A 17,584-nucleotide genomic window follows, 5' to 3' on the forward strand; every position below is an offset into this window, starting at 1 on the left:
TTCGCAATGCTTCGGACGGGCGCTAGGGTGGTGCGGTGATCACCAAGCGCGTGACGAAGCTCGCGGACGGCCGCGACCTCATCTACTTCGACGACGCCGACTCGACGCTGCCCGCCGAGCGCAGCATCGACGAGCGTGTGCTCGACCCGCGGCCGGAGACGGCCCGGATGCGGCAGGACGTCCTGACGGGTGAATGGGTCTCCATCGCCGCCAGCCGGCAGAACCGGGTGTTCCTGCCCCCGGCCGACCAGGACCCGCTCGCGCCGCAGACCCCCGAGAACCCGTCCGAGATCCCGAGCCGGTACGACGTCGCCGTGTTCGAGAACCGTTCGCCGTCGTTCGGACCCCTGCTCGAGGCCGACGACGCACCGGAGTCACTCGCGTCGCTGTCCGACGTCGGGCTGAACCGGCAGCTCCGCTCGGTCGGTCGCTGCGAGGTCGTCTGCTTCTCCCCCGAGACCGCCGGGTCGTTCGCGTCCATCTCCGAGTCGCGGGCCCGCACCGTGGTCGAGGCCTGGGCGGACCGCACCGCCGCGCTCTCGGCCATGCCGGGCATCCAGCAGGTGTTCCCGTTCGAGAACCGGGGCGAGGCGATCGGCGTCACGCTGCACCACCCGCACGGCCAGATCTACTCCTACCCGTACGTCACGCCCCGCACGCAGCGCCTGCTCGCGTCGATCGAGCGCTTCGGCCCCGACCTGTTCGAGCAGCACCTCGCGAACGAGCGGGCGTCCGACCGGGTCGTCCTCGCCGGCGAGCACTTCACCGCCTTCGTGCCGTTCGCCGCGCGCTGGCCGATCGAGATCCACATGCTGCCGCACCGGCACGTGCCGGACTTCGCCGGCCTGACCGACGCCGAGAAGGACGAGCTCGCGCACATGCACCTGCGCCTCACCCGCGGCATCGACAAGCTGTACGACGACCCCACGCCGTACATCGCGGCGTGGCACCAGGCGCCGGTGCACACCGGTCGCGACACCGTGCGGCTGATGCTGCAGATCACGTCGCCGCGTCGTGCGGCGGACAAGCTGAAGTACCTGGCCGGCAGCGAAGCCGCCATGGGCGCCTGGATCGGGGACCTCGTGCCCGAGAAGGCGGCCGAGTTCATCCGAGGAGGGATCGAGCGCGCATGACGTTCCAGCAGGTCTACGGGTACGAGCCCACGGTGCGGTACTCCGCGCCCGGTCGGGTCAACCTCATCGGCGAGCACACGGACTACAACGACGGGTACGTGCTGCCGTTCGCGATCGACCGGCGCACCACCGCTTCGATCGCCCCGCGCACGGACCGCCTGCTCCAGGTGGCGTCCGCCTTCGACGAGGCCGGCGGCGTCGTGTCGCTGTCGCTCGACGACCTCGACCCGTCGCGCATGCAGGGCTGGTCGGCGTACGTGCTCGGCATCGCGTGGGCGCTGCGCGAGCAAGCCGGTGCCGACCTCGCCGACAAGACCGGCTTCGACGTGTTCATCGAGTCCGACGTACCGGTCGGCGCCGGACTGTCCTCCAGCGCGGCGATCGAGTGCGGCGTCGCGCTCGCGTTCAACGACCTGTGGGACCTCGGGCTCAGCCGCAAGGCCCTCGCCCGTGTCGGCCAGTACTCGGAGAACCACGCCGTCGGCGCCCCCACCGGGATCATGGACCAGTCCGCATCGCTCCTCGGCGAGCAGGACGCGGTCGTCTTCCTCGACTGCCGCACGCTCGACACCGCCGTCGTGGACCTCGCGCTCGAGGCGAACGGGCTGGAGGTCCTCGTCATGGACACCCGCGTCGAGCACGCTCACGCCACCGGTGGCTACAAGGCCCGCCGAGAGTCCTGCGAGCGCGGGGCCTCGGTGATGGGCGTCGAGGCACTGCGCGACGTGTCGGTCGACGACCTCCCCCGTGCGCAGGAACTCCTCGACGACGAGACGTTCCGCCGCGTCCGCCACATCGTGACCGAGGACCAGCGGGTCCTCGACACCGTGCGGACCCTGCGCGAGCACGGGCCGCGGGCGATCGGGGCCCTGCTCGTCGCGTCGCACGAGTCGATGCGCGACGACTTCGAGATCTCGGTGCCCGAGCTCGACCTGGCGGTCGCCACGGCCGTCGAGCACGGAGCGGTCGGTGCGCGGATGACCGGTGGCGGCTTCGGCGGTGCGGCGATCGCGTTGGTCGACCGGGAGGCCCGTGACACGATCGCCGCGGCCGTCACGTCCGCCTTCGCGGCGGCCGGGTACGGCGAGCCGAACGTGTTCACCGTGCACGCCGCGCAGGGCGCCCGGCGCGACTGAGCGGTAGGCCCTCGCCGGCCCGCCGCCGGCCCGGCGCCGGCCCGCCGCCGGGCCGTCGCGGGGCCGCCCGAGCTTCGGCTGGGCGGACGGTTTCGCGGTCCCGGAACCGCGATGGTGTCCGCCGAGGCGAAGCCCGCGTCGGCGGAGCCCCTCGGCGTAGCGTCAGCGGGTCATGTGGCCCGTGGTCACGGTGACGCCGCCCCACGGGAAGCCGTGCACGGGCAGGACCTGGTGGTCGATCTGATCCATCACGACGCTGCCCTGCCAGACGGTGTACACGAGGACGGCGACCACGGCGATCACCGGCACCGCGAAGAACGCCGAGAACCGCACGATGTCCCCGAGCGCGCGGCGGCCGTACCGTTCGAGTGTCGGCGGCAGGAACACCCCGACGACGACCACGGCCAGCAGCACCGCGAGCACCACCGGCGGCATGTGCCCCTCGACCTGCACCGTGGGTGGTGCGCTCGACACCGGGTTGCCGGCGCCGTCGATCCAGTTGCCGTCGGCGTCCGTCCCGCCGTAGTCGGCCGAGGCGCTCCACGTGGTGACCGCCTGGGCCAGCACGATCGCGACGATGCCCGTGACCACCAGGCCCCAGGCCCGCGGACGCAGCTTCCGACCGTGGCGCGCCATCACGGGCGCTGTCTGCAGATCCTCCCCCATGGACGTGACCGTAGCACCTCGCCCATCACTCACGGGGCGTCGTCGAGCCGTTGGATCGACCAGGAGACGTCGCCGATCGTGAACGGGTGGAGGGTGCCGTGCGCGACCGCCCAGTACACCCACTCGTACTGGACGATGAACAGCACCCACACCAGGACGGTCACCCCGAGGACCCCGGCCAGGCCGAGAGCGATCACGCGGTCCTGATCCCACCGGGCGGCCCCGCGACGGGCGACCCCGACGACGAAGCCGGCCACCGCGAAGCCGATGGTCAGCAGCACCCACCCGATCCACGGCCGCGCCTGGAACTCGACGGACCCGAGGGTCTCCTCCGCGGTGCTCCCGGGCAGGAGCGGTCCGGCCGACCAGTTCTGCGCGAGGACCTGCAGGAACAGGCAGATCAGGGTGATCCACACGAGCTTGCGGGCGTCCCTGGTGAAGAGCGATTCCCGTGTCGGGGTCTCCGCGGCCGGCGTGGTCATGCTCGAACCGTAGCGTGCGGAGCGGCGGGGCGGAGGCGAGTCGCGCCTCCCGGCCGCACTTCGTGAGCAGAAGTGGTCGGGTCCGATGTCCGGACCCGACCACTTCTGCTCACCAAGCGACAGCGGGCGCAGCGACCGCTAGTGCAGGTGCCGCTCGGCGGCCTCGACCACGTTCTTCATGAGCATCGCCCGGGTCATCGGACCGACCCCGCCCGGCGTCGGCGACAGGAAGCCCGCGACGGACGCGACGGCCGGGTCGACGTCGCCGCGGAGGCGTGCCTTGCCCGTCTCCGGGGACACCACCCGGCTGATGCCGACGTCGATGACCGCTGCGCCCGGCTTCACCCAGTCGGGCTGCACGAGACCGGCGACGCCCGCAGCGGCGACGATGATGTCCGCGCGTCGGCACTCGGCCGCGACGTCGTCGGTCAGGGAGTGGGTGAGGGTCGCCGTGGCCTCGAGCCGGGTGAGGAGCAGCCCGAGCGGACGGCCGACCGTCAGCCCCTGGCCGATGATCGTGACGTGCTGGCCCCGGATCGGGACGTCGTACGCCTCGAGCATCGCGACGATGCCGCGCGGCGTGCACGGCAGGGGTGCGTCGATCGTGCCGGCACCACCGGGAACGGCGAGCACGAGCTCGCCGAGGTTCGTCGGGTGCAGGCCGTCGGCGTCCTTCGCCGGGTTCATCAGCTCGAGCATCGGGATCGGGTCGATCCCCTGCGGCAGCGGGAGCTGCACGATGAACGCGGTGACCCGGGGGTCGTCGTTCATCTGCAGGATCGCGGCCCGGATGTCGGCCGCACTCGCGGTCTCCGGCAGGTCGATGCGGACGGAGTCGAGCCCGATCTGCGCCGAGTCACGGTGCTTGCCCGCGACGTACGACACCGAGCCCGGGTTCTCCCCCACCATGATCGTGCCGAGCCCGGGCCGGAACCCGTGGTCGTGCAACCGGTCGATGCGGACCTTCAGGTCGTCGAGCGTGCGGGCGGCGAGGGCGGTGCCGTCGATGCGGACGGCGGAACCCTCACCCGCCCACAGCTCGCGCGGGAGCGCAGCAGCCACGGGACCGCTCACGCGTAGAGCGGGAACGCGTCGGTCAGCGCCTTCACCCGGGCCGAGAGTGCCTCGATGTCCGGGTTCGGCATGAGCGTCAGCGCGATGATGTCGGCGACCTCGGTGAACTCGGCGTCGCCGAAGCCACGGGTCGCCAGCGCCGGAGTGCCGATCCGCACGCCGGAGGTGACCATCGGCGGGCGCGGGTCGAACGGCACGGAGTTGCGGTTCACCGTGATGCCGACCTGGTGCAGGAGGTCCTCGGCCTGCTTGCCGTCGACCTCGGACTCGCGGAGGTCGACGAGCACCAGGTGCACGTCGGTGCCGCCGGTGAGGACGTCGATGCCGGCGCCCTTCGCATCGGCCTGCGTGAGCCGGTCCGCCAGCAGACGAGCGCCGCGGAGCGTGCGCTCCTGGCGGTCCTTGAACTCCGGCTGGCCGGCGAGCAGGAACGCGGTGGCCTTCGCGGCGATCACGTGCATGAGCGGACCGCCCTGCTGCCCCGGGAAGACCGCGGAGTTCAGCTTCTTGAAGAGCGACTCCTCGTTGGACAGGATGATGCCCGAGCGCGGACCGGCGAGGGTCTTGTGCACGGTCGAGGACACGACGTGCGCGTGCGGGAGGGGCGACGGGTGCAGGCCCGCGGCGACGAGCCCCGCGAAGTGCGCCATGTCGACCCAGAGCGTCGCGCCGACCTCGTCCGCGATCTCGCGGAACTTCGCGAAGTCGAGCTGGCGCGGGTAGGCCGACCAGCCGGCGATGAGGACCTTCGGCTGGTGCTCGATCGCCTTCGCGCGGATGTCGTCGTAGTCGACCTCGAAGGTCTCCGGGTCGACGCCGTACGACACGGCGTTGTAGATCCGGCCGGAGAAGTTGAGCTTCATGCCGTGGGTCAGGTGGCCGCCGTGCGCGAGCTCGAGACCGAGGATGGTGTCCCCGGCACTGGCGATGGCGTGCAGGACCGCGGCGTTCGCGCTGGCGCCGGAGTGCGGCTGGACGTTCGCGTACTCCGCGCCGAAGAGTGCCTTCGCGCGGTCGATGGCGAGCTGCTCGGCGACGTCGACGTACTCGCAGCCGCCGTAGTAGCGCTTGCCCGGGTAGCCCTCGGCGTACTTGTTGGTGAGGACGGAGCCCTGCGACTCGAGGACGGCGCGCGGCACGAAGTTCTCCGAGGCGATCATCTCGAGGGTGTCGCGCTGGCGGCCGAGCTCCTGCTCGAGGACCTTCGCGATCTCGGGGTCGACCTCGCTGAGCGGGGCGTTGAACGTGGTGGCGGCGGCTGCGGGGGGCAGATCGGTGATGGACACGGGACTCCTCGTTGTCTGTCCGTCGCGCACGTGCGCGACGAGGTGGACGGTGGGGCGCGGCCCAGGCGTACGGCGGCGCACCGTGTCAGGTGTCGCTCCCCGATGGTGACCCATCCAACGCCAGTCGCGACCTGACGATCGTACCGAGCGAGTCGGTTCGTGTCACCCTGGACGGATGACTGGCACCCTGGACGCATGACCCTGCTCACGCCCGACGTCGACGAGCGCACCGACGCCCGCACCGACGTGCGCCCGGACTCGCCGTGGGTCGCCGTGGTGTGGGACGACCCCGTCAACCTGATGTCGTACGTGACCTACGTCTTCCAGCAGTACTTCGGCTTCCCGCGCGCCACGGCGGAGCGGTTGATGCGGCAGGTCAACGACGAGGGCCGGGCGATCGTGGCGACGGGCCCCCGCGAGGCCATGGAGGCCCACGTCGAGGCGATGCACGGGTACGGCCTGCAGGCCTCCGTGGACAGGGCCCCGACCCCGTGATCCCGTTCGTCCGCCGGGCCGACGGCGTGCACCTCGGCCTGTCCTCCGGCGAGCGCGGCGTGCTCACGTCGCTGACCGAGCAGCTGCAGCAGGTGCTCGCGAGCGACATCGCCACGGACCCGGTGGCCGCCCGGATGTTCCCCGACGCCTACCGCGGCGACGTCGAGGCGAGCGAGGAGTTCCGCCGGTGGACGGAGTCGGACCTGGTGGCGCAGAAGACCACGAACGCCTCGACGGTGCACGCCTGGTTGACCGGAGCGCGGGACGGCGCGTTCGGACCGGAGGACGAGCAGGCGTGGTTGCGCTGTCTGACGGACCTGCGGCTGACGATCGCGGACCGGCTCGGCATCGTGGACGCCGCGACCGAGGAGCGGTCGTACGCCGCCGACTCGGGCGTCGGTCTGCGGGACGTCTACGACTGGCTCGGGTACGTGCAGGAGCACCTGGTCGAGACGCTGACGCGCTGACGCGCGCCGTCGGACCGTCGCACCGCCGGACTGGAGGCGCGGCCCGCATCCGCCGGGCAGGTCACGGTGATCGACAGGTTGCCTTGCAAGTTCCCCTGCTGAAGTAGTACCGTGACGGTATGGAATCATCCGAGTCGGACGAGCTCGCCGGCGCCCTGCTGACGCTCTACGGCCGGATCCGCCGCACCACGCTCGTCGGCAAGGTCGACGACGTCACGGCGTCCCAGTCGGCCGCGCTCGGTCGACTCGTCCGCGACGGCGCCACGACGACCGCCGAGCTCGCCCGCGCCGAGGGCGTCCGCCCGCAGTCGATGGGCGCGACGGTCCAGGCCCTCGTGGACCTCGGCCTCGTCACCCGTGCACCCGACCCCACCGACGGCCGCCGCACCATCGTCAGCGCGACCGACGCCGGCCGCGCTGCGCGTGCGGACTCGCACCGGTCCCGCACCCGTCTGCTCGCCGAACGGCTGGCAGCACTCGACCCCGACGACCGCGCCACCGTCGCACGGTCGATCACCATCCTCGGCCCCCTCGTCGAACCCTGAAGGACTGACCGCCACGTCCACCGCCACCGCACCCACGCCCACCACGTCGACCACCGACCCGACGGGCAACGGCTTCGGCCCGAAGCTGCTCGTCCCCGTCCTGGTCGGACCGCTGCTCAACCCGATCAACACCACGATGGTGTCGGTCGCGCTCGCGCCGATCTCCCGCGACCTCGGGATCGGCGCTGCCCAGGCGATCTGGCTCGTCGCCGCGCTCTACCTGGCGAGTGCGATCGCGCAGCCGACGATGGGGAAGCTCGCGGACCGGTTCGGCCCGAAGAAGGTGTTCCTCACCGGGCTCGTCATCGTCGGGATCGCGGGGATCGTCCCCGAGGTGCTCACCGGCTTCGGCGGCGCGGTGTTCGCCCGGGTGCTCATCGGCATCGGGACGTCGTCGGCGTACCCGGCGGCGCTGACCACGCTGCGTCAGCACTCCGCCCGGATCGGCAAGCCGACACCGCCGCTCGTGCTCGGTGCCCTGTCCATCACGTCCCTGGTGTCCGCCGCCGCGGGACCGCCCCTCGGCGGTGCCCTCATCGCGGCGTTCGGCTGGCACGCGATCTTCCTGGTGAACGTGCCGCTCGCCGTGTTCGGGATCGTCGTGTCCGCGCTGTGGTTGCCGTCCGACAAACTGCGGCCGCGGAACGACGAGGACCTGCCCGTCCTCACCGCGCTCGACCCGTTCGGCATGCTGCTCATGACCGGGTTCGTCTCGGCGCTCCTCGTCTTCCTGCTCGACCTGTCCGCCGGTCTCTGGTGGCTGCTCGGCGTCGCGATCGTGCTGCTCGTCGCACTCGTGCTGTGGGAGCTCCGTGCGGTGAAGCCCTTCGTCGACGTGCGGATGCTCGCCCGCAACGGGGCGCTGTCCCGGACGTACATGCGCCTGTTCCTCGTCTACCTGCTCGCCTACACGATGACGTACGGCTTCTCGCAGTGGGTGCAGGACGTCGCGGGGTACTCGAGCGACGTCGCCGGGTACCTGCAGCTGCCGGCGGCGATCGTCGCCGGGGTCGCCTCGTTCCTCATCGCCCGGAAGACCGCCGTGCGGGGTCCGCTCGTCGTCGCGGCCGTCGTGCCGATCGTCGGCGGGCTGCTCCTCCTGCTGCTGCACACCGGGTCGCCCGTGGCCCTGCTCGTGCTCGCACCGGCGCTGTTCGGCGTCCCGCAGGCACTGGCGTCCGTGTCGAACCAGGCCGCGCTGTACCGGGTCGTGCCCGCCGAGTACATCGGCACCGCCGCCGGACTCTCCCGCACGAGCGTCTACATCGGGGCGATCGCGGCCTCGTCGCTCATCGGCGGGGTGTTCGGCCAGGCCCCGACCACGCCGGACCTGCACGTGCTCGGGTGGGTGATCGTCGGCGTCGCGGTCGTGCTGAGCGTCCTGACGATCGCCGACCGGGCGCTCGCGAAGCCGGCCGCCCGCTGACGTGACCCGGCCGACGGGCGCACGCCGCGCCTCCAGGCCGCCCGCGCCGACGCGACCCGCGCCGACCCGCGCGCCCGGTACCCTGATCCGGTGACCGACCCGACGACCGCGACCCCCACGCACTGGACCCTCACCCTGGTCTGCGACGACCAGCCCGGGATCGTGCACGCCGTCTCCGGAGCGATCGTCGCGGCGAACGGCAACATCACCGAGTCGCAGCAGTTCTCCAGCGTCGACACGAACACGTTCTTCATGCGCCTCCAGGTGATGGCGCCGGTCGACCGTGCCACGTTCGAAGCCGCGCTCGACCCCGTCGCCCAGCGCTACGACGCCCGCGTGCAGCTCGACGTCGTCGGACGGCCGCTGCGGACGCTCGTGCTCGTGTCGAAGGCCGGCCACTGCCTGAACGACCTGCTCTACCGGCAACGCGGCGGGCAGCTGCCGATCGAGGTGCCCCTCGTGCTGTCGAACCACCCGGACCTCGCCGAGCTGGCGTCGTTCTACTCCGTGCCGTTCGAGCACCGCCCGGTGACCGACCCGGAGAGCAAGCACGCGATGGAGCAGCGAGTCCTCGAGGCAGTGGACGAGCACGACATCGAGCTCGTCGTCCTCGCCCGGTACATGCAGATCCTGTCCCCGGGCCTGTGCGCGGCGCTCGAGGGCCGCGCGGTGAACATCCACCACTCGTTCCTGCCCGGCTTCAAGGGCGCGAACCCCTACCGGCAGGCCCACGCCCGCGGGGTGAAGCTGATCGGGGCGACGGCGCACTTCGTGACGAGCGACCTCGACGAGGGGCCGATCATCGAGCAGAACGTGGTCCGCGTCGACCACACGAAGGACCCCGCCGAGCTCGTGTCGATCGGGCAGGACGAGGAGTCCCGCACCCTCACCCAGGCCGTGCGCTGGATCGCGGAGGACCGGGTCCTCCTCGACGGCGCCCGCACGATCATCTTCAAGTAGGTCCACCCATGTCAGCACCGCAGTCCCCCGTCGACTGGGGAGACACCCCGGACCCGCACGCGATCCGTCGTCGCCGGGTCGATGCCTGGGGTGTGCTCCGCATCGTGGTGTGCACGTTCGGGCTGCTCTCGCTGGCGACGTGGGGCTACTTCGCGTGGCCGTTCCCGATGCCCGCGATCCTGTTCATGGTCGGTGCGCCGGTGTTCGCGGCCCTGGTCTGGTACTTCTTCCGTTCCCCCGCGTCGCCGATCGAGACGGACGTGGTGGGGAAGACCATCGTCGAGGTCGCCCTCGTCGTCGCGGCCGGTGCGTGCTGGATCTCGATCGGGCACCCGGTGATCGGGCTGGTCTTCATCGTGGTCGCCGCGCTGTCGGGCGTGGTGCAGTTCCGGAAGGAGACCCGGTGAGCGGCCTGGAGGCACGCAGCACCTTGGTCCGGTCGGCCCACGTCGTCGACGGGGCCGGTTCCACGGCGGACGGCTGGGTCCTCGTCATCGGCGACACGATCCACGCGGTCGGCTCCGGCGCCGAGGCCCCCGCGGCGTCCTCGGTTGACGAGGTCGTCGACCTCGGCGACGCGGTCCTGACCCCCGGCTTCATCGACCTGCACGGGCACGGTGGCGCGGGTGCCGCGTACGAGGACGAGTCCTTCGCGTCCGCCCTCGCGGTGCACCGGGCGCACGGCACGACGCGCTCGGTCCTGTCCCTCGTCGCGAACCCGGTCCCCGCGCTGGCGGCGTCGCTCGACCGGGTCCGTGCGGTGATGGCCGACGACCCGCTCGTGCTCGGCGTCCACCTCGAGGGGCCCTTCCTCTCCCCGCACAACAAGGGCGCCCACAACGAGTCGTTCCTGATCGACCCGGCACCCGATCCGGTGGCGGACCTGCTGGACGCCGGAGCCGGTGTCATCCGCCAGGTCACCATCGCCCCGGAGCTGCCGGGCGCGGTCGACGCGGTCCGTCGCTTCGTGTCCGCGGGCGTGGTCGTCGCCGTCGGGCACACCGTCGGCACGTACGACCAGGCACGTGCCGCGTTCGACGCCGGAGCGACCCTCCTCACCCACGCGTTCAACGCCATGCCCGGCATCCACCACCGGGCGCCGGGGCCGATCGCCGCCGCCGTCGCCGACGACCGGGTGACGCTCGAACTCATCCTCGACGGTGTGCACGTGCACCCGTCGGTGGCCTCGGTGCTGCTCCGTGCCGCTCCGGGCCGCGTCGCCCTCATCACCGACGCCATGGGTGCTGCCGGCGCCGACGACGGTTCGTACACGCTCGGGTCGCTCGCCGTGACGGTCACGGACGGCGTGGCGCACGTCGCCGGGACGGACACGATCGCCGGGTCGACGCTCACGCAGGACGTGGCGCTCCGGAACGCCGTCACGCGCGCGGGGCTGACGCTGCCCGAGGCCGTGGCCGCGCTGACGAGCGTGCCCGCTGCTGCGCTGGGGCTCGGCGACCGGCTGGGGCGTCTGGCGCCGGGGTTCGCCGCGGACCTCGTGGCGCTGTCCCCGACGCTCGAGGTGCAGCGCGTCTGGGGCGCCGGGCGCCCGCTCGTCTGACCGCCTCGGCGTCCGGTTCGGCCACGAGCGTCGTCGCGGGCGAGGGAGCCCGGCTCACCGGTCGACCGGCCGCCCCCGCGCCCCGCTCGCCCACGCCGTGTCCGCCGTGGCCCCGACCTGCAGCGACAGCGTGCCGCCTCGTGTCACGAACGACGCCGGCACCCACGACCGGTCGAGCGTCCGCCCGTCCAACCGCGCACCCTGCACGTACGGCTCCGTCCCCGAGGACCGGATGACGATCCGCTGCCCGCTGGACCGGCGGATGTCGACGGTGCTGAACGTCGGGCTCCCGATGAGCATGTCGGCTCGCCCCGGCGTCTGCGGATAGAGCCCGATCGACGCGAAGACGTACCATGCGCTCATCGTCCCGAGGTCGTCGTTCCCGGGCAGCCCGTCCGGCCCGGTGCCGTAGGCGTCGTCGACGACCTGCCGGACGGTCTCCTGGGTCTTCCACGGCTGGCCGAGCGCGTTGTACATCCAGGGCGTGTGGATGTCGGGCTCGTTGGTCGGGTCGAACTTCGTGGCGTCGCCGCCCGTCACGGCCCAGTTGCCGGCGGCGTCGTGGAAGAACGCGTCGAGCCGGGTCACGGCAGCGTCGTCACCGCCCAGTGCACTCGACAGTCCGCTGACGTCCTGCGGCACGAGCCACGTGTACTGCGCGCTCGTCCCCTGCGCGAACCCGGTCCCGGTCGAGGGCGACCAGTCGGGCGTCCACGATCCGTCGGCCTGCCGTGCGGCCTGGTACCCGACCGCCGGGTTGAACGTGTTCCGCCAGTACGTGCCCCGCTCCGCGAACACCCGAGCGTCCGACCGCAGCCCGAGCGACGACGCCCAGTACCCGAGGGCGCTGTCGGAGATCGAGTCCTCGAGGGTCTCGGCCGCGCCGCCCCAGCACGAGCAGTCGTCGTTCGCGGCGTAGTGCCGCTGCAGGTACTCGTCGAGCGCGGGTCGCTGCACCAGGCACTGGCCCGGGCAGCCGATGTCGCTCTCGGCGTCGGCGTTCTCGACCGTGGCCTGCTTCCGCAAGGACTCGTAGGCGGCTCGGACGTCGAAGTTCCGGACGCCCAGGGCGTACCAGGTGGCGAGGGTCGCGGCCGAAGGGTCCCCGGTCATCACGTGCGTCGGTGCGCCGAGGTGCAGCCACCGGTCCCACACCCCGCCGTTCTGCTGGGCGAACCGCAGCATCGACTGGGCCATGTCCCCGGCGACGTCCGGTCGCAGCAGCGCGAGCAACTGGATCTGCGCCCGGTACTGGTCCCACCCGGAGTACGTGCCGTAGACCGCACGGTGTCCGCGGTCCGTCCGGTGCACGCGGAGGTCCGGCCCGAGGTAGCGGCCGTCCCGGTCGTTCAGCGTGTTCGGCTGCATGAGCGCGTGGTAGACGGACGTGTACAGCTGGGTGGTCCGGTCGTCCGTCCCGCCGCCGACGCGGATGCGGGAGAGTTGCCGGTTCCAGGAGGCGCGGGTCGCCGCCGCCACGCTGCTGACGGTCGAGTGCCTGGTCACCTCGCCGTCACGGTTGGCGGCTGCTCCGGCAGCACTCACGTACGAGATGCCGATCGTCGCGTGCACGGTGGCACCGCGACGCGCGTCGAACCCGACCCACGCGCCGGAGCCGCGTCCGGCGCGGTCGGCGCCGGTGAGGTACCCCTCCCCACCGGAGGAGGCCGTGCCTCCAGGCTGGACCGTCCCGTCCTTCCAGGTGCCGGTGCTCGTGAACGCGCGGTCGAAGGTGGCCGTGAAGAACAGGCGGTAGTAGCTGCGGCGGTCCGGGTTGGTGGCGCCGCCGCCGTTCGCACGGCGGCTGCAGAAGCCGCCGGTCAGGACACTGCCGCTCACCGTGCGGGTGCGGGCGTCGACGCGGGTGGTGGCGGCCTCGCTGCCGTTGATCGAGTTCGAGGTGCGGAAGAGCAGGTTCGCGGCCTTCCCGGCGGGGAACGCGAACTCGCCGATGCCGGCGCGGGTGGTGACGGCGAGGTCGGTGCGGACGCCGTTGTCGAGCGTGACGCCGTACCGGCCGGGGCTCGCGGACTCCTGGTCGTGCGAGTACCCGGCGGCGTAGACCGCGTCGGTGCTGTCGGCCGAGGGAGACGTCGTGACGGGGGTCGTCACCGGCATGATCGGCACGTCGCCCGCGGCTCCCGGTGCGCAGCCGGCGCCGTTGAGGTGCGTCAGACTGAAGCCGCGCAACCGGTTCACGTCGTACGAGTAACCGTTCGCCACCGGGGTCGAGGTCTGGTCGCCCGCGGTGCCGGTCGGGCTCCACTGCAGCATGCCGAACGGCGCGGTGGCTCCGGGCCAGGTGTTGCCGTCGCCGCTCGTGCCGATGAACGGGTCGACGTATCGGGCGGGGTCGGCGACGGTCCTCCCCGCCTGCACTGCCTGTTCGGAGGGCGATGCGACGGCCGGCGCGGCGACGACCCCCGTCCCGAGCAGCGCGGCGATCGTGGCCACCGCGGTGAGCGACAGCGGCCGGATCGAGTGACGGAGGGGCGGGCGACGGTGCACGCGAGAACGGTTCACGTCGGCGACGCTAGACCCCTCAGACGGGGGACGCGTGCCGGGTCACCGACCGGTCCCCCGCTGTTCACCGCGGTCGACGCGTTCTCGGCCCACGGGTGGGTTCGCCGCCGCTGGTAGCGTCCGGGCATGCTGTCGACGACCGACGAACCGGCCCGAGGACGCGTCCGCGACCTGCTCGGGCTGCCGTCCCCTGCCGAACTCCGTCCGGTCGCGGTCCGCCTGCAACCACTCGGTCGCGACGGGTCGGTGCAGTGGGCACGCGTCGAGCTGGACACGGCCGACGGCGACACCATCCCGTGCTTCCTCCTGACACCGGACCACGGCACGGGAACGGACGTCATCGCCGTCCACCAGCACGCGGGCGACTTCAGCTCCGGGAAGAGCGAGGCCGCCGGGCGGGCGGGGGATCCGAGCCTCGCCTACGGCGTGGTGCTCGCTCGCGGTGGTGCCCGCGTGGTCATCCCCGATCTGGTCGGCTTCGAGGAACGCCGACGCGACTGGACGGACGACCCGGCGGCCGACGAACGCCTCGATGCGCTCTTCCGTGTGGCGGACGGCAGCAGCCTGCAGGCGAAGCACTCGCGTGACATCGCCACGGTGACGTCCTGGATGGTCGAGACGAGTACTGCCGACACCGAACTCGGCATCGTCGGCCACTCCCTCGGCGGACAGGTGGCCCTGTTCGCACTCGCCGTCGACGCCCGGCTCACGCGGGGCGTGGTCAGCTGCGGGCTCGGGACGCTGGCCTCGTTCGAGGCCGCTCGGATCCGCCACAACCCGGCCTGGTTCGTCCCGGGTCTGACCGCCGCCGGCGACGTCCCCCTGGTCGCGTCAGCCGTTGATCAACCGGTCCTCGTCGCGGCGGGACGGGACGACGGACTGTTCCCCCTCGCCGGCGTCCGGCGCGTCCTCGACGCGTTCCGACCGGGTGTCGCGACGACAGAGGTGTTCGACGGCGGCCACGCGATGCCGCCGCGCATCACGGAAGCGGCACTCCGGCACCTGCTGCCCACGTGAACGGATGATCAGGACCCGGCGCGCACCGCGACCTGGTCCACGAAGGCCCGGACCCGAGCGCGGAACGCCGGGTCCGACGCCGGGCCCCGCACCGGCACGACGTGCAGTCGCCGGTCACCACGTCGGAGTGCAGGTCCGACGAACACCCCCTCGGTGACGTCCGGGGCGGTCGCCGACCAGAGCGTCGAGCGAGCGCCGTCCGTGGCGGTCCGGGCCAGGCTGCGGGCGACCATGCCGCCGAGGCGCTGCGTCAGGGTCTCTGCCTGGTCGTTCATCCCCGTCGCCGCGATGGCGGGGTGCGCGATGACCGACCGGATGTCCGAACGGGCAGCGCGGAGTCGTTCCCCGAGGTCGACCGCGAGGGCCGCGGCCGCGGTCTTGGAGTCGGTGTACACGCCGAACTGCGAGTAGTCACCCGGATCGTCCACCCCGCCGGGGCCGGGCACACGGCGGGTGCGCTGCGACAGGTTCGAGCCGACGAGCACGATGCGGGGCGACGGCCCGACGAGCAGCGGGAGCATCGCCTCGGCAAGGAGCGCCGGCCCGACGACGTTCGTCGCCCAGGTGCGCTCGATGCCCTCGTCGGTGCGCCCGAACGTGCCGAGCGTCGCGCCGGCGTTGTTCACGAGGGCATCCACGACGATGCCGTCCTCGGCGAGCTGCCGGGCGAACGCCGTGACGGACGCGACGGACGAGGTGTCGACGAGCCGCGCCTCCAGGTCGACCCCCACGGGGAGGACGCGAGCCGCCTTGTCGAGGTCGCGGACGCCGGCGACGACGCGGGCGCCGGCCGACGCGAGGGTCATGGCCACGACGAGGCCGAGCCCACCGGTCGCGCCGGTGACCACCACGGTCCGGCCGTGCTGGTCGGGCATCGCTGCCGGTTCCCACTCGAAGCTGTCCATCGTCGTCTCCTGCTCGTTCGCCGTACCCAATCGGATGATTCATCCGGAACGCTAGCACAACCGGATAGAGTGTCCACATGACGATCTCGATGGCCCGACCCGAGGCGCTGCGCTCCGATGCCCAGCGCAACCGGACGGCGCTGCTCGACGTCGCCCGCACCTTCGTCGACCGGGGCGAACCGGCCCTGCTCAACGCCGTCGCGCACGAGGCCGGCGTCGGCGTCGGGACCGCCTACCGGCACTTCCCGACCCAGCAGCACCTGCTCGAAGCGCTCGCGATCGACGCGTTCGAGGACATGCTCGACCGCGTGCGCGACGCCGTCGCCCTGCCCGACACCGCCGATGCGCTGCGCGGCGTGGTCGGCGAGGCCTTCCGGAGCATGCTGCAGGACCCCGCACTCGGCGACCTGCTGACCGGCGGCGGGTTCTCGTGCTCCGACACGCTCGAACTCGCCGGCGACCTGGTCGCCTCGGTGGATGAACTCCTCGCCCGCGGGCGCTCGGAGGGGCTCGTCCGCGGGGACATCGGGGCCGACGACCTCCGACGCCTGCTCTGCGGGATGCGGAGCGCAGCGGTCGCCGGGGGCGTCACGGTGCCGGCCCCCGAGCGGTACGCCGAAGTGCTGCTCACCGGGATCCGCCCCGCCTGAGCACCGGGCACGGCAGGTCTGTCCCGACGGGCCACAGCGGACGCTGCGAGGATGGCCCCATGAGCGTCATGGTCTCCGTCTTCGATGCGCACCGCACCCGCACGAGCGAGAAGTACACCGCCTACCCGCCGGACGTGCTGCCGATGTTCGTCGCGGAGATGGACAGCATGCTCGCCGAACCGGTGCGGGACGCCCTCGTCCGGGCCGTCACCGACGGCGACACCGGGTACGTCGGGCACGGCCGGGCGCTCCCCGAGGCGTTCGCGGACTTCGCCGAGTCCAGTTGGGGCTGGCACGTCGACCCGGACCTCGTCCGGACCACCACGGACGTCTCGGTGGCCGCGGTGGAGACGCTCCGCCGGGTGATCGAACCGGGCGACCAGGTCGTCATCATGCCGCCCGTGTACCCGCCGTTCTGGGAGTACGTGACCGAGGCCGGCGGGTCCGTGACCGAGGTCCCGCTGCTCGCACCCGCCGGCGAGCCGGACCCGTTCGACACGACGGCCGGCTGGCGGATGGACCTGGACGGCATCGCCCGCGCGTTCGCCGACGGTGCTCGCACCGTGCTGCTCTGCAATCCGCACAACCCGCTCGGGCTGGTGCACGACCGTTCGTCGCTCGAGTCACTCGCCGAGCTCGCCGCCGAGTGGGACGCCGTGGTGGTGTCCGACGAGATCCACGCCCCGCTCGTGCACGCCGACACGGCCTTCACGCCGTTCCTCGACTCGTGCCCCGAGGCCGCCGGGGTGGGCGTCGCACTGACCAGTGCCAGCAAGGCCTGGAACCTCGCCGGCACGAAGTGCGCGCTGCTCGTCGGCGCCTCGGACCGCGCCCGGTCATGGTTCGACGGGATGCCGCGCGAGGTCGTCGAGCGCACCGGCATCCTCGGCTACACCGCCAGCGTGGCGGCGTTCAGCGAGGGCGGGCCCTGGCTCGCGTCGCTGCTCACCGAGCTCGCGGCGAATCGTCGCACGCTCGCAGAACGCCTCGGCGACATGCTGCCGGGCGCGGGCTACCGGCAGCCGCAGGCGTCGTACCTGGCGTGGCTCGACCTGCGGGCGCTCCCGTGGGGCGACGACCCCGCGGCGTTGCTCGTCGACGAGGCCAAGGTCGCGCTCGGCAGCGGGCCGGACTTCGGGCGACAGGGCACCGGGTTCGTGCGGCTGAACTTCGGGTGTTCGGCGGAGACCCTCGACGAAGCACTCAGCCGCCTGCACACCGCGTACTCGCGGCACACAGACGGCTGACGGCCCGGGCG

General features: G+C 72.3%; 18 protein-coding genes and 1 riboswitch. Of the genes, 12 read left to right on the forward strand and 6 right to left on the reverse strand.

What is annotated here, in order from left to right:
* Positions 1 to 35 precede the first annotated feature (35 nt).
* A complete protein-coding gene (gene galT, locus ACRQ4B_RS00895; RefSeq protein ID WP_439692849.1) occupies positions 36 to 1,133 on the forward strand; it encodes a galactose-1-phosphate uridylyltransferase in 1,098 nt (365 codons plus the stop codon).
* Positions 1,130 to 2,269, forward strand: coding sequence for a galactokinase (gene galK, locus ACRQ4B_RS00900; protein ID WP_439692850.1), 1,140 nt, complete (start codon positions 1,130 to 1,132; stop codon positions 2,267 to 2,269). The genes galT and galK overlap by 4 nt, the downstream gene beginning before the upstream one ends.
* Positions 2,270 to 2,431: 162 nt before the next feature.
* Here galK and ACRQ4B_RS00905 read toward each other — a convergent pair whose 3' ends face one another.
* The 4 genes from ACRQ4B_RS00905 to glyA all read right to left on the reverse strand — a co-directional run bounded on the left by ACRQ4B_RS00905 (position 2,432) and on the right by glyA (position 5,777).
* Positions 2,432 to 2,935 (reverse strand): hypothetical protein, encoded by a 504-nt coding sequence (locus tag ACRQ4B_RS00905; protein ID WP_439692851.1) that lies wholly within the window; start codon positions 2,933 to 2,935, stop codon positions 2,432 to 2,434.
* A 29-nt stretch (positions 2,936 to 2,964) separates the two neighbouring features.
* Complete coding sequence (locus ACRQ4B_RS00910; RefSeq protein WP_439692852.1) at positions 2,965 to 3,417, reverse strand: hypothetical protein; 453 nt, start codon at positions 3,415 to 3,417, stop codon at positions 2,965 to 2,967.
* Positions 3,418 to 3,555: 138 nt separating this feature from the next.
* A complete protein-coding gene (locus ACRQ4B_RS00915) occupies positions 3,556 to 4,455 on the reverse strand; it encodes a tetrahydrofolate dehydrogenase/cyclohydrolase catalytic domain-containing protein (protein WP_439694336.1) in 900 nt (299 codons plus the stop codon).
* Between the two features lie 32 nt (positions 4,456 to 4,487).
* Complete coding sequence (gene glyA / locus ACRQ4B_RS00920) at positions 4,488 to 5,777, reverse strand: serine hydroxymethyltransferase (protein ID WP_439692853.1); 1,290 nt, start codon at positions 5,775 to 5,777, stop codon at positions 4,488 to 4,490.
* A 52-nt stretch (positions 5,778 to 5,829) separates the two neighbouring features.
* Positions 5,830 to 5,915: riboswitch (ZMP/ZTP riboswitch) on the reverse strand.
* A gap of 57 nt (positions 5,916 to 5,972) precedes the next feature.
* Between glyA and clpS the strand changes: the two genes are divergently transcribed.
* The 7 genes from clpS to nagA all read left to right on the forward strand — a co-directional run bounded on the left by clpS (position 5,973) and on the right by nagA (position 11,231).
* Positions 5,973 to 6,272 (forward strand): ATP-dependent Clp protease adapter ClpS, encoded by a 300-nt coding sequence (gene clpS / locus ACRQ4B_RS00925; RefSeq protein WP_439692854.1) that lies wholly within the window; start codon positions 5,973 to 5,975, stop codon positions 6,270 to 6,272.
* The gene (locus ACRQ4B_RS00930; RefSeq protein WP_439692855.1) at positions 6,269 to 6,739 is read left to right on the forward strand and encodes a DUF2017 family protein; all 471 of its coding nucleotides are present in this window, start codon (positions 6,269 to 6,271) and stop codon (positions 6,737 to 6,739) included. The genes clpS and ACRQ4B_RS00930 overlap by 4 nt, the downstream gene beginning before the upstream one ends.
* Positions 6,740 to 6,858: 119 nt before the next feature.
* A complete protein-coding gene (locus ACRQ4B_RS00935) occupies positions 6,859 to 7,284 on the forward strand; it encodes a MarR family winged helix-turn-helix transcriptional regulator (protein WP_439692856.1) in 426 nt (141 codons plus the stop codon).
* A 112-nt stretch (positions 7,285 to 7,396) separates the two neighbouring features.
* Positions 7,397 to 8,710 carry an MFS transporter gene (locus ACRQ4B_RS00940; RefSeq protein ID WP_439694337.1) on the forward strand — a complete coding sequence of 438 codons (1,314 nt, stop codon included), beginning with the start codon at positions 7,397 to 7,399 and terminating at the stop codon, positions 8,708 to 8,710.
* Positions 8,711 to 8,800: 90 nt separating this feature from the next.
* On the forward strand, positions 8,801 to 9,670 hold the full coding sequence (gene purU, locus ACRQ4B_RS00945; protein ID WP_439692857.1) for a formyltetrahydrofolate deformylase: 870 nt from the start codon (positions 8,801 to 8,803) through the stop codon (positions 9,668 to 9,670).
* Positions 9,671 to 9,678: 8 nt separating this feature from the next.
* Positions 9,679 to 10,077, forward strand: coding sequence for a YrdB family protein (locus ACRQ4B_RS00950; protein ID WP_439692858.1), 399 nt, complete (start codon positions 9,679 to 9,681; stop codon positions 10,075 to 10,077).
* Complete coding sequence (nagA, locus tag ACRQ4B_RS00955; RefSeq protein WP_439692859.1) at positions 10,074 to 11,231, forward strand: N-acetylglucosamine-6-phosphate deacetylase; 1,158 nt, start codon at positions 10,074 to 10,076, stop codon at positions 11,229 to 11,231. Before ACRQ4B_RS00950 ends, nagA begins: the two co-directional genes overlap by 4 nt.
* 54 nt (positions 11,232 to 11,285) lie before the next feature.
* On the opposite strand, the gene ACRQ4B_RS00960 is transcribed toward nagA, so the two are convergent.
* Complete coding sequence (locus ACRQ4B_RS00960; RefSeq protein WP_439692860.1) at positions 11,286 to 13,754, reverse strand: GH92 family glycosyl hydrolase; 2,469 nt, start codon at positions 13,752 to 13,754, stop codon at positions 11,286 to 11,288.
* Between the two features lie 126 nt (positions 13,755 to 13,880).
* Here ACRQ4B_RS00960 and ACRQ4B_RS00965 point away from each other — a divergent pair, with 126 nt between their 5' ends.
* A complete protein-coding gene (locus ACRQ4B_RS00965) occupies positions 13,881 to 14,771 on the forward strand; it encodes an alpha/beta hydrolase family protein (RefSeq protein WP_439692861.1) in 891 nt (296 codons plus the stop codon).
* An 8-nt stretch (positions 14,772 to 14,779) separates the two neighbouring features.
* Here ACRQ4B_RS00965 and ACRQ4B_RS00970 read toward each other — a convergent pair whose 3' ends face one another.
* On the reverse strand, positions 14,780 to 15,676 hold the full coding sequence (locus tag ACRQ4B_RS00970) for an SDR family NAD(P)-dependent oxidoreductase (protein WP_439692862.1): 897 nt from the start codon (positions 15,674 to 15,676) through the stop codon (positions 14,780 to 14,782).
* Positions 15,677 to 15,753: 77 nt separating this feature from the next.
* On the opposite strand from ACRQ4B_RS00970, the gene ACRQ4B_RS00975 reads away from it, so the two are divergent.
* On the forward strand, positions 15,754 to 16,326 hold the full coding sequence (locus ACRQ4B_RS00975; protein WP_439692863.1) for a TetR/AcrR family transcriptional regulator: 573 nt from the start codon (positions 15,754 to 15,756) through the stop codon (positions 16,324 to 16,326).
* A gap of 59 nt (positions 16,327 to 16,385) precedes the next feature.
* Positions 16,386 to 17,573 carry a MalY/PatB family protein gene (locus ACRQ4B_RS00980; protein ID WP_439692864.1) on the forward strand — a complete coding sequence of 396 codons (1,188 nt, stop codon included), beginning with the start codon at positions 16,386 to 16,388 and terminating at the stop codon, positions 17,571 to 17,573.
* Positions 17,574 to 17,584: the final 11 nt, after the last annotated feature.

It is taken from the genome of Curtobacterium sp. SP.BCo (genome assembly GCF_051903265.1).
GTDB lineage: Bacteria > Actinomycetota > Actinomycetes > Actinomycetales > Microbacteriaceae > Curtobacterium.